Here is a 12,397-nt window from a genome sequence, read left to right on the forward strand (position 1 = left end):
GTTTTTTTCGTCTGGCGGTTGGGTGCGCCGCTGGTGCTGTCGGCTTACGCTGCGCTAAGCCGACCTACGCCGACCTACGCCGATCCGCCGACCGACGCTCAGTGTGTGGGGGACTGCCCCCGGCTGTTCAGCAGGCGAAAAAAGGCAGCGCTGCGCGCTGCCTATCTGTCTTTGCTTCCCTTTTATTGACCAGCCACCACCGGCGCGACGCCGCTCCTGGCCACCCACTCGATCAGCGCATCGACGGCGGCGCGGCCGTTGCCATTGCCCACCAGGTCGCTATTGATCATGGCGACCACCACGCACTGTTGATTATTCGCATCGGGCACATAGCCGGCGATGGCGACCACATTCTTTAATGTCCCTGTCTTGATGCGGGCCCGCGCTGCGGCCGGGCTGTTCAGCAGGCGCTTGCGCATGGTGCCGTCCAGCGCGACGATGGGCAGGCTGGACTGGAACTCGGGCGCCCATGGGCTTTGCTGCATCGCCTGCAAGACACCGGCCATTTGCGCTGGCGCAATGCGTCCCGTGCGCGACAAACCGGAACCGTTGTCGATCAGCATGCCCTGGGTGTCGATATGGTGCCGCTGGAACCACTCCTGGATCACTTGTCGCGCCCGGTTGGCCGTGTCTTCCGGCGCCGCCATGGCGACGGGACGGCTGCCTAGCCAGCCATCGCTTTGCAAACTGCCCAGGCTGAGGAACAGGGTGCGGGCCAGGGTGTTGTCGGAGGTCTTGTTGATATCGCGTAATACTTCCGGCAAGGCGCGCGCCACGTGGTCGGCCAGCATGCGCGTGCCGACGGGTTCGGCCGTCGGCGGCAAGCCCGTCAACGGCGCTTCGCGCACCGTGCCCGTAATCGTGCCGCCCAGGCGTTTCCACGTGGCGCGGAACAAGCGGTCTGCATAATCGTTGCGGTCAAGCACATTGATGCTGGTCGCCTTGCTGCAGTTTTGCGGGAAAGTGCCGTGCAGAATCACTTGCAGCTTGCCGCTCGCATCGCGCCGGTATTCTGGCGGACGCCAGCCATCTTCCCACCTGGCGCAACTGCCCTTGACCAGTTTCATGTCGCTGCTGATGCTGACATTCTCGAGCGGCGGCTGCATGAGGATGCTCAATTGCCGGTCCGTCGAGTTCATATTGATATCGAGCAAATTGGTGTTCAGCAATAACGCATCGGGGATGACGTTGTAGCGGAACTCGGCCGATTCGTCGAACGGTGGTGCGCCGATATCGGGCCGTGCCGGCTGGAACAACTGGCGGTCGAGGATCAGATCGCCCTTGATTTTCACGATGCCCTGGTTGCGCAGGGTTTGCAGCATGTGTTCCAGCACGTCCGCGTTGAAATCCGTGTCGGCGCCGCCGCGCAGGATCAGGTCGCCCTTCAGCACGCCATTGATGACGTCGGCGCTGGTGCGCAGTTCCGTGCGGCCGCGGAAGATGGGGCCCAGCTGCTCCAGGCCCACGGCCGTCGTCACCAGCTTCATGGTGGATGCGGGTTGCATGCTGCGCTCGGCCCCATGCGACAGCACGGTGGTGTTGCCGCGCAAGACGATGGCGCCCATGGCGTCTTCGGGAATATTCGCGCCGCGCAGCAGCAGGCTGACGGATTCGGGCAATTGCGCCTGTGCATTCGACAAGCCGATGCCAGCCAGCAAGGCGGCGATGAGGACGGGACGGAACATGGCTCTCCTTAGTGGAAAAAGACGTAGGCAACGAAGACGGCCGTGATCACGCCGGCCAGATCGGCGATCAGGCCGGCCGTGATGGCATAGCGCGTCTTGCGGATGCCCACCGAGCCGAAGTACAGGGCCACGATATAGAAGGTGGTGTCGGCCGACCCCTGGAAGACGCAGGCCAGGCGGCCGACGAAGGAGTCGACGCCGTAGGTGTTCATGGCGTCGATCATCATGGCTTTCGAGCCGGAGCCGCTGAGCGGCTTCATCATGGCCGTCGGCAGGGCGGGCACGAAGTCCGTATTGATGCCCAGGTTGGCGAAGAACCAGTTCATGCCGCTCATCAGGAAATTGAACACGCCCGCGTTGCGGATCACGCTGATGGCCACCAGCATGCCGACCAGGTAGGGAATCACGGTGATCGAGGTCTGGATGCCGCCCTTCGCCCCTTCGATGAAGGCGTCATACACGTTCACCTTCTTGCGCAGGGCGCCGATGATGAAGATGGCGATGACGCTGATCAACACCAGGTTGCTGACCACCTTGGACACCAGCTCGATTTCCTGCTTCGTCAGGTATTGCGTGAAGTACCAGATCATGGCGACGATGGCGCTCGTCATGCCGCCCATCCAGCCCAGCACGACGCGGTTGAGCAAGTTGATGCGTTGTTTGATGGACACCGTGATGATGCCGACCATGGTGGCGACATAGGTGGCGATCATGCACGGGATAAAGATGTCGGACGGGTCGGCCGCGCCGAGGATCGAGCGCTGCGCCATGATGGCCAGCGGAATCAGGGTCAGGCCCGAGGTGTGCAGCACCAAAAACATGATTTGCGCATTCGTCGCCTCTTCCTTGTTCGGATTCAAGGTTTGCAGGCTTTCCATGGCTTTCAGGCCGAAGGGCGTGGCCGCATTGTCCAGGCCCAGCAGATTGGCCGAGAAATTCATCACCATGTGGCCCGTGGCCGGATGGTCTTTCGGAATTTCCGGGAAGATGCGCGAAAAGAACGGTGCGATGACTTTCGCCAGCCAGCCGACGATGCCCGCCTTTTCACCGATGTTCATGATGCCGAGCCACAAGGTCATCACGCCCGCCAGCGGCAGGGCGATATCCATCACGCCCATGCGCGCCGTTTCGAACGTGCCGTCGATGATGCGCTTGAAGATATCGGTATCGCCGAGAAACAGCCACTGCAGCACTGCGGCCAGGAAGCCAACGAGGAAAAAGCCGGACCAGATGTAATTAAGTGCCATATGCGATCAGTTCTGTATTTCGGGGAGGTGAAAAGGTGCTGCAAGCAAAGTATAGAGGCAGCCCGATACGAGTTGATGAAAGAATGCAGCAATCGCATGCCAAAAAGTTATAAGCTGGCAGCCTGTTTTCATTGGCGCCCCATAGCTTGCCCGCGTAGTGTGGGGGATGCCCGTCGCTTATCGCTGTTCGTTACCCTTGTCTGCACTGGATCACTGATGATGTTTTTACGCAAAACCGCCTGCGCCGCCGGCCTGGCCCTGTTGACGCTATTTACCGCGCCCGCCGATGCCGCCACCGATGCCCGCGCAAACAAGACCCTGCACCTGTTCCTCAGTACCAGCGAGACGGGCCTGGATCCGGCCGTGGCCTCGGACCTGGCCAGCCTGAATTTGATGGAAAACATCTTCGATCCCTTGCTGCGCTACGACTACCTGGCGCGCCCGGTGCAGCTGCAGGGCAATACGGCGCGCGGCTTGCCGAGTGTGGAAGACGGCGGCCGCACGTATATCTTTCATTTGCAGCCCGGCATTTTCTTCACCCCCGATCCTGCCTTCAAGGGCCAGCCGCGCGAAGTGACGGCGCAGGATTATGTGTACAGCCTGACGCGGCTGTATGACCCCAGCCTGAAGTCGCCGTGGCTGTTCTTGCTGGAAGACAAGCTGGTGGGCGACGCGGCCCTGAAAGCCAAATTCAGCTACGACACGCCGATCGCCGGCTTGCAGGCGCTGGACAAATACACCCTGCGCATCCGCCTCAACGCCATCGACCCGAACTTCCTGTTTTACCTGGCCATGCCGGCGACCGCCGTGGTGGCGCGCGAAGTGGCCGAAGCGTACCCGGCGGCCGGGCAGATCGGTAATCACCCCGTGGGCACGGGGCCCTTCCTGGTGAAGGAGTGGAAACGCAGCGACAAGATCGTGCTGCAAGCCAACCCGACTTTCCGTCCTACCGTGTTTCATACGGAAACCAAGGCGCTGGCCGCCTTGCCGGCCGACGCGCGCGCCATCGCCGCCGCGCTGGAAGGCAGGCAATTACCGCTGGTCGAGCGCATCGAGGTGCGCATCGTCGAGGAATATCAATCGCGCATGCTGGGTTTCCTGAAAGGCGAATTCGATTACCTGGAACAAGTGCCGGAATCGATGACGGACATGGTGCTGGAAAACGGCGCCTTGAAACCGGCGCTGGCCGCCAAGGGCTTGCAGCTGACGCGCTTTCCCGTGCTGCAGACGTATTACATGTGGATGAATATGGACGATCCCGTGTTGGGCGGCATGAGCAAGGACAAGCTGGCCCTGCGGCGCGCCATTGCCCTCAGCTACAACAGCCGCGAAGACATCGCGTTATTAAAGAAAGGCCTGGCCTTGCCGGCGCAGTCGCCGCTGCCGCCGAATGTGCTCGGCTACGACAAGCATTACCGCAGCCCCGTCGGCTACGATCCGGCGCTGGCGCGCGCCCTGCTGGACCGCTTCGGCTACAAGGCGGGGCCCGACGGCTTTCGCACGCAGCCGGACGGCACGCCCTTGATGTTGACCATGCATACGGAGCCGAGCACGGTGGGGCGGCTGCGCGATGAATTGTGGCGGCGCAACCTGAACGCCATCGGCCTGCGCGTGGAATTTAAAAGCGACAAGAAGACGGAAATCATCAAGGCCTCGCGCCTGGGCAAGGTGCAGATGTTCGAGACCAACTGGATCGCGGACTTCCCCGATGGCGATAACTTTATGCAATTGTTGTATGGCGGCAACGTCGGCCGCGCCAACTATGCCCGCTTCAACTTGCCCGATTACAATAAACGCTATGAGGAGGCGCGCCTGCTATCCGATACGCCGCGCCGACGCAGTCTGTACTTCGACCTGTTTCAGCTGATCCACGCCTACACGCCGTGGGTGTTGCTGACGCATCCCATCTCTGCCGACCTGCAGCAACCGTGGCTAAAAAACTACAGGCGTCACCCCGTGGAATTCACGTCCTGGCGCTACCTGGACGTGGATAAAAGCAGGGCTAGCCCCGCAGGCAAGTGACCATGTCACTGAAAAGGGCATTCATTCCAAAAAGTTATGGTTAGGAAAGCATTTTTCATTGGCTGGGCCCGGATGCATCGCGCTACTCTGAAAATGAAAACAAATAAAGTAAAGCGCTGGCGTCATAAAAAAATGTACCGCGAGACAGACGCCGCGACCTTACAAAACAGCCTGACTTGAGAACTCAAGTTTCGATTGCCCAACAAGGAGAGACCAGTGAAATTGAAGAAACTAGCGCAGTTGGTGGCATTGATGGGGGTGGTGGGGCCGGTGATGGCACAGGAAGCGGCGGCGCCAGCGATGCAACGGGTCGAAGTGACGGGCAGCAGCATCAAGCGGGTGGCCAAGGAAGGCGCGCTGCCGGTGCAAGTCATCTCCTTTGATCAGATCGAAAAGCAGGGCATCACGACGACCGAGCAACTGGTGCGCACCCTGTCGGCCAACGGCACGGGCGCCGATAACATGACTTCGGGCAATAACGTGTTTGGCGCCGATGCCGACAGGGTCAGCGGCGGCGCCTCGTTCGCCTCGCTGCGCGGCCTGGGACCGTCGAGCACTCTGGTGCTGTTGAACGGCCGCCGCATCGCCACGCACGGCGCCAGCGGCAAGTCGGTCGACCTGAACTCGATCCCGCTGGGCGCGATTTCTCGCGTGGAAATCCTCAAGGATGGCGCTTCGGCCATCTACGGCACGGACGCCATCGGCGGCGTGATCAATTTCATTCTGAAGACCAATTACAGCGGCGTGGAAGCCTCCGTTTCCACGAATGACACGCAGGCCGGCGGCGGCGCCACGCGCCGCGCTTCCCTGCTGGCAGGCACGGGTTCGCTGGAGTCGGACCGTTACAACATCATGGCCAGCTTGACCATTGATAAAGCGCAACAGCTCAATGGCCGTGACCGCTCCTTCGTCAACGGCTTCCAGCCGGAACGCGGCCTGTCGCCCGATACCACGGGCACGCCGTTCGCCAACCAGATGGCGGGGACCGGCACGGCACTGGGCACGTCGTTCCAGCTGCCGGGCGATGCGAATAAATACCTGCAAGCCAATCCGCTGAGTTTCCAGGGCAAGTGCGACACCATCGCCGGCATGTCGCAATACCAGACGGAACTGTGGAAAGACGTGACCTCGCCGCTGCGCACCAGGTATTCGTGCGCCTACGACTATGGCGCCGACTATGTGCTGCAATTCCCTGTCGAACGGGCCAATCTGCTGTCGCGCGGCACCTTCCAGCTGGCGCCCGACCACCGCATGTTTGTCGAAGTGCTCGGTTCGCGCACCAAGGCCACGGCCATCCTGACGCCGATGCAGGTGCAGGCGACTGTCGCCAACAAGAATCTGTATCCGGTCGGTGGCGCGTATTACCAGGATCTGTCGGCCTACATCCCCACGTTCGACAAGAGCAAGCCGATTTCCTACAAATGGCGCGCCAATGACGTGGGCAACCGCACGCAGGAAAACACCACCGACAACGCGCGCGTGCTGGTGGGTTTTGAAGGCAACTTCGGCAAGTGGGATTACAAGGCCGGCATTTCGCGCGCCGAAAGCAGCACCAAGACCAAGCTGACGGATGGCTATTCCTATACGGACAAGCTGTACGCAGCCTTGGCGACGGGCATCATCAATCCCTGGGTAGGCGCCGGTCAGAGCCAGACGGAAGCGGCCAAGCAATTGATCGAATCGACCAAGTTCCGTGGCGACTTCCAGCACGGCAAGACGACCCTGACGCAGATCGACGGTTCCGTTTCGGGCGAACTGTTCCAGCTGCCGGCCGGTGCGCTGGCCATGGCGGCCGGCTTTGACTTGCGCCGCGAAGGTTACAGTTTCGCGCAAGACGTCGACGCCACGCAGATTTTGCTGTCGCCAGGCAATGCCGCATTGAAAGATGCCAGCCGTACCGTCAAGGCCGTGTATGCCGAGCTGCTGGTGCCGGTCACGAAAGACCTGGAAATGCAGCTGGCCATCCGCCGCGACGATTACAGCCTGGTGGGCGCGACGACGAATCCGAAAGTGGCCTTCCGCTATCAGCCGGCCGACTTCCTGCTGTTCCGTGGTTCGGCCAGCAAGGGTTTCCTCGCGCCAAGCTTCCAGCAGCTGTATTCTGGTTCGCTGAGCCAGGAATTGCCGAACGGCGTGGTCGACCAGGAAGGTTGCGCCAAGCATCCGGGCGTGCCCGAATATTGCGCCATCGACCGCCTCGACTACAAGACGGGCGGCAACACGAATTTGAAGCCGGAAACGTCGAAGCAGGGCAGCGTCGGTTTTGTCATCGAACCGTTCAAGGGCTATTCGGCCTCGTTCGACTACTGGGCCATCAACACCAAGGACCGCATCCTGAACCGCACGCCGCAAATCGTGCTGGCCAATTACCAGGCGCTGAACCAGTACATCCACCGCAATCCGGACGGCACCATCGAGTACGTGCAGGCGGGCTGGATCAATGCGGCAGGCAGCCGCGTGCGCGGCCTCGACGTGGGCTTGCGCGGCGAAGGCAAGATCCGGGACGCGAAATGGACGGCGACCCTGGACGGCACGTATATGGACAGCTTCAAGTTTGCGGAATATCAAGGCCAGGAATACCAGGAACTGGTCGGCAAGTTCTATACGCGCGACCTGTACTTGCGCTGGAAACATAACGCCAGTTTCGGCGTATCGCGCGGCGACTGGAGCGGCTTGCTGATCCAGAGTTTCTCGTCGGGCTACAAGGACCAGTTGCCGAATGGCGGCAAGGGGTCGCCGCCGCCGGGCTTCAAGCCGGACGTGTCCAGCTACACCACGTATAACCTGTCGGGCACGTACACGGGCTTCAAAAATACCACCATCACCGTGGGCATCCAGAACCTGTTCGACCGTGATCCCCCATTCACCGCGCACAACGTGGATGAAGTGGTGGGCGCCGGCTGGGACCCGCGCGTGGCCGACCCGCGCGGCCGCTCGCTGTCGTTCCAGCTGAAGTACAAGTTCATGTAAGGCGGTCATGCCGGCGGCGATCCCGTCGGCATGCTAACCTCGTGCGGCGGCGCCTGGCGTCGCCGTTTTTATTCCAGGAAAGGGCCGCATGTCCAGTCAGACCAATCTCAGCCGGCGCCGCTTCGGCGGCTTGCTGGCCGCCACCGTGGGGGCGGCAGGCACACCGGCGTGGGCGGCGGCCGCGCAAGGGAAGGACAAACGCATGCAACAGCACCACGCATTGATCAAACCGGCGCGCCTGCGCGACGGCGACCTGGTGGCCATCATCGCGCCGGGCGGTTTTACGGATGAAGAGGCCATCGCCAAGGCCCAGCGCAACATCGAATCGCTGGGCTTGCGCGCCAGCCTGGGCGCTAACATCCGCGCCGTGCACGGCAACTATGCGGGCACGGTGCGGCAACGCCTCGACGATCTGCACGCGGCGTTCGCCGATCCCGAGGTCAAGGCGATCTGGGCCATCCGTGGCGGTTCCGGCTGCATTTCGCTGCTGGCGCTGCTCGACTACGCCTTGATCCAGCGCAATCCGAAAGTGCTGATCGGCTATTCCGACATCACGGCCCTGCACCTGGCCATCGCCAGCCAGACGGGCCTGGTGACCTTCCACGGTCCCGTGGCGTCATCGACGTTTTCCGACTACACGGTGACGCAGCTGCGCAATGTGTTGATGACGCCGCAAGACAGCTACACGATACCGATGGCGCTGGACAACCACCGCCGCGCGCAGACGCAACCGAACTTCGCCATCCGCGCCGTGCATGGCGGCCAGGCGACGGGACGCTTGACGGGCGGCAACCTGTGCATGGTCAGCGCGCTGGCCGGCACGCCGTATGCGGCCGATTTCCGCGAGCATATCCTTTTCCTCGAAGAAATCAATGAAGTGCCGTACCGCATCGACCGCATGCTATGCCAGCTGGACTTGTCCATCGGTTTCAAGCACGCGGCGGCCTTGATGCTGGGCATCTTCGAGCATTGCGAGGCGGCCGAGGGCGACACGGCGCTGACCCTCGATGCCACGCTGGACCAGCATTTGCTGCCCTTGAGCATGCCGGCCGTCAGCGGCTACTCGTTTGGCCACATCCGCCACCAGTTCACGCTACCGATGGGCATATTGGCGACCCTGGATGCGGACCGGCAAACCTTGACCTTGCTGGAGCCGGCCGTCTGCTAGCGTACGGTGCAGCGGGGCGATTGTCAGTATGCTAGTGTGATAAGGCGTGGCACGAGGCCGCGTCGCCTTCCTCACCGCACCCGACATGATCAACCGCCACGCCAGTACCTATATCCTCAGCCACCCGCTGGCCTTCGCGCTGCAGGTGCTGAAGGGTTTCCGCGCCAACCAGGGCTTGCTGCTGGCGGGCGCCGTCGCGTATTACTCGCTGCTGTCCATCGTGCCCCTGCTGATGCTGGTGGTGGTGGCCCTGTCGCACGTGATCGCGCAGGATGAATTGCTGCAAACAATCGGCCATTACCTGGAATGGCTGGTGCCGGGACAATCGAAGGCCATCGTGGGCGAGATCGCGCATTTTCTCGACAACCGGGGCGTGATCGGCTGGCTGCTGCTGCTGACCATGCTGTTTTTCAGCTCCCTGGCGTTTACCGTGCTGGAAAACGCCATGAGCGTGATCTTTGTCCACCGCGTCGCCATCCGCCGCCGCCATTTCCTCATTTCCGCCGTGCTGCCGTATTGCTACATCCTGTGCCTGGGCGTGGGTATCTTGCTCATCACGCTGGTGGCGGGCAGCCTGCAGGTGATGGGCGAGGAAAGCGTGCGCTTTTTGCGCCACGACTGGGGCCTGGAAGGCGTGTCCGGCGTGCTGCTGTATCTGCTGGGGCTGGGCGGCGAAATCCTCGTGCTCAGCTCGATTTACCTGGTCATGCCGGTGGGACGATTGTCGATCACGCATGCGCTGATCGGCGGCGTGACGGCGGCCCTGCTGTGGGAAATCGCCCGCCACGTGCTGGTCTGGTATTTTTCCACCTTGTCGCAGGTCAATGTCGTGTATGGCTCGATGACGACGGCCATCGTCGTCATGTTCAGCCTGGAAATCGGCGCCACTCTGCTGCTGCTGGGCGCGCAAGTGATTTCCGAATACGAAAGAGTGGCCCGCGGCGGCGAAGAAGACAAGCCGCTGGCGCTAAGGACTTGATTTAAGGTATGGCTTCAATTCGTTGTTGCACCGCACAAAAAGCTGTGCTATACTCCGTTCAGTGATTGAGATTTGGCAGCAAATTATCTCACCATCCAGTTTCAGCGCGGCGACCGACAGGTGTAATGTCGATGGCGTGACAGTGCGAAGAAATGGATTTTGTAATTCCGGATACGATGGTCGATTTTACACTTGGAGTCACCATGCAGATAGCATGGGAGTCCGAAAATCAGGAGGCACTTTGCAGATAGCACTGGCGTCCATGACACGATTAAAGCATTGGTAATACATTGGAACGAAGCCCGCGCTAGCGGGCTTTTTTCGTCTGGTGGGCGCGTTTATAAACCTACTGCGCAGCCCGCTCTCGAATCGGCGTTACTCGCCGTACCGAAGTACGGCTGCGTTACTCAATCCGATATCGGGCTTGCTCGCTACGGTTTCTAAAAGCGCCGAGACTGTTACTTCCAAATACTTTTACAAGGCCCTGGCGATCAGGATTTTCTGGATATCGCTGGTGCCCTCGTAAATCTGGCATACGCGCACGTCGCGGTAGATGCGTTCGACGGGGAAGTCGGACACATAACCGTAGCCGCCGTGCACCTGGATGGCGTCCGAACACACTTTTTCCGCCATTTCCGACGCAAACAGCTTGGCCATGGCCGCTTCTTTTAAACACGGCAAGCTCGCATCCTTCATGGCCGCCGCGTGGCGTATCAGCTGGCGCGCCGCTTCGATCTGCGTGGCCATGTCGGCCAGGCGGAATTGCACGGCCTGGTGTTCATAGATGGGCTTGCCGAAACTTTCCCGTTCGCGCGCGTAGCTCAGCGCTGCCTCATACGCGGCGCGCGCCATGCCCACGGCTTGCGAAGCGATGCCGATGCGTCCGCCTTCCAGGCCGGACAGGGCGATCTTGTAGCCTTGTCCCTCTTCGCCGATCAGATTTTCCGCCGGGATGCGGCAATTCTCGAACAGGATCTGCGCCGTGTCCGACGAATGCTGGCCCATCTTCTGTTCCAGTCCCGCCACGATGTAGCCTGGCGTGTTCGTCGGCACCCAGAAGGCGCTGATGCCGCGCTTGCCGGCCGCCTTGTCGGTGACGGCCATGACGATGGCCACGTCCGCATACTTGCCGCTGGTAATGAACTGCTTGGTGCCGTTGATCACGTACGCATTGCCGTCGCGGGTGGCCGTCGTGCGCAGGGCGGACGCGTCGCTGCCCGTGTGCGGTTCCGTCAGGCAAAATGCACCCAGCATGGCGCCTTGCGCCAGCGGACGCAACCATTGTTGCTTTTGCGCATCGTTGGCGTACATCATGGCGATGCTGCACACGGGGCAATTATTTACGGAAATGATGGTCGAGGTGCCGCCATCGCCGGCGGCGATTTCTTCCAGCACCAGGGCCAAGGACACGTAGTCGAGGCCGGCGCCACCGAGCGCTTCCGGCACGGCCACGCCAAAGGCGCCCAGCGCGGCCAGTTCCTGTAGTTCTTCTTTCGGGAAATGATGTTCCTTGTCCCAGCGGGCCGCATTGGGCGCCAGGCGCTCGCGCGAAAAACTGCGCAGCGCTTCCTGGATCATCGATTGTTCTTCATTGAGTATCATGGGACGTCGTCTCGTTTGTTTTTATGGTGGATTCAGTGAATTACCAGGCGATGGGCTTGCCGTCGTAGTTGCGGAACACGGCCTTGTCCGTGGCGGGCAGGCTGGCCAGCGTGGCGCGGATGCCGGCTGCGCTTTCCTCCGGGGAAATATCGGCGCCGGCGCCGCCCATGTCCGTGCGCACCCAGCCCGGGTGGAAGGCCACGCAGCTGACGCCTTGCGGGCCATGCACGAGGCTGGTATCGATCAGCACGGAATTCAAGGCCGCCTTGCTGGCGCGGTACAGCGAGCCGCTGGGGTTGCCCCGCTCGCTCAGGGAGCCCATGTGCGAAGACAGCACGGCCAGTTTGCCCTTGGCATTGGCCACCAGCGGCGCCAGGATCGGCAGCAGGCGCATGGCCGCCAGCACGTTCGTGTGCATGACGAGATCGAAATCGGCTTGCGCAGGGAAACCGTCATGGCGGGGGCCGTACACGCCCGCGTTGAGGATGGCCACGTCGAGCTTTTCATCGTCGAGCTTCCAGCCCAGGCCGGCACAGCCTTCCACGTCCGTCACGTCGAGCTGGTGCGCTTCCGCACCCAGTTGCTTGAGGGCCTCGCAGGCGTCCGGTGTGCGCGCCGTGGCGATCACTCGCCAGCCGTCGTGGCGGTACTGACGGACGATTTCGTGGCCGATGCCGCGCGAGGCGCCGATGATCAATGCGGTTGGCATATGTTTTCTCCCTGA

General features: G+C 61.5%; 8 protein-coding genes. 4 read left to right on the forward strand and 4 right to left on the reverse strand.

From position 1 onward, the window contains the following. Positions 1-182: 182 nt before the first annotated feature. Both dacB and ACRHIG_RS03630 read right to left on the reverse strand, forming a co-directional pair. A complete protein-coding gene (gene dacB / locus ACRHIG_RS03625) occupies positions 183-1,685 on the reverse strand; it encodes a D-alanyl-D-alanine carboxypeptidase/D-alanyl-D-alanine endopeptidase (RefSeq protein ID WP_489629393.1) in 1,503 nt (500 codons plus the stop codon). An 8-nt stretch (positions 1,686-1,693) separates the two neighbouring features. After that, a complete protein-coding gene (locus tag ACRHIG_RS03630; protein ID WP_034753725.1) occupies positions 1,694-2,932 on the reverse strand; it encodes a nucleoside recognition domain-containing protein in 1,239 nt (412 codons plus the stop codon). 219 nt (positions 2,933-3,151) lie between these two features. Between ACRHIG_RS03630 and ACRHIG_RS03635 the strand changes: the two genes are divergently transcribed. From ACRHIG_RS03635 to ACRHIG_RS03650, 4 genes are all read left to right on the forward strand, one after another. After that, the gene (locus ACRHIG_RS03635; RefSeq protein WP_489630735.1) at positions 3,152-4,954 is read left to right on the forward strand and encodes an ABC transporter substrate-binding protein; all 1,803 of its coding nucleotides are present in this window, start codon (positions 3,152-3,154) and stop codon (positions 4,952-4,954) included. Positions 4,955-5,170: 216 nt separating this feature from the next. After that, positions 5,171-7,924: a TonB-dependent receptor gene (locus ACRHIG_RS03640; RefSeq protein WP_489629394.1), complete on the forward strand. Its 2,754-nt coding sequence runs from the start codon at positions 5,171-5,173 to the stop codon at positions 7,922-7,924. Positions 7,925-8,012: 88 nt separating this feature from the next. Continuing rightward, on the forward strand, positions 8,013-9,092 hold the full coding sequence (locus ACRHIG_RS03645) for a S66 peptidase family protein (RefSeq protein WP_489629395.1): 1,080 nt from the start codon (positions 8,013-8,015) through the stop codon (positions 9,090-9,092). Between the two features lie 85 nt (positions 9,093-9,177). Beyond that, positions 9,178-10,071, forward strand: a complete 894-nt coding sequence (locus tag ACRHIG_RS03650; RefSeq protein ID WP_070221731.1) for a YihY/virulence factor BrkB family protein — start codon at positions 9,178-9,180, stop codon at positions 10,069-10,071. Positions 10,072-10,545: 474 nt separating this feature from the next. Here the strand turns inward: ACRHIG_RS03650 and ACRHIG_RS03655 are convergent, their stop codons facing one another. Both ACRHIG_RS03655 and ACRHIG_RS03660 read right to left on the reverse strand, forming a co-directional pair. Next, positions 10,546-11,673 carry an acyl-CoA dehydrogenase family protein gene (locus ACRHIG_RS03655; protein ID WP_489629396.1) on the reverse strand — a complete coding sequence of 376 codons (1,128 nt, stop codon included), beginning with the start codon at positions 11,671-11,673 and terminating at the stop codon, positions 10,546-10,548. A 40-nt stretch (positions 11,674-11,713) separates the two neighbouring features. Continuing rightward, a complete protein-coding gene (locus ACRHIG_RS03660; protein WP_070221733.1) occupies positions 11,714-12,382 on the reverse strand; it encodes an SDR family oxidoreductase in 669 nt (222 codons plus the stop codon). Between the last annotated feature and the right edge of the window lie 15 nt (positions 12,383-12,397).

It is taken from the genome of Janthinobacterium sp. C22 (genome assembly GCF_057919405.1).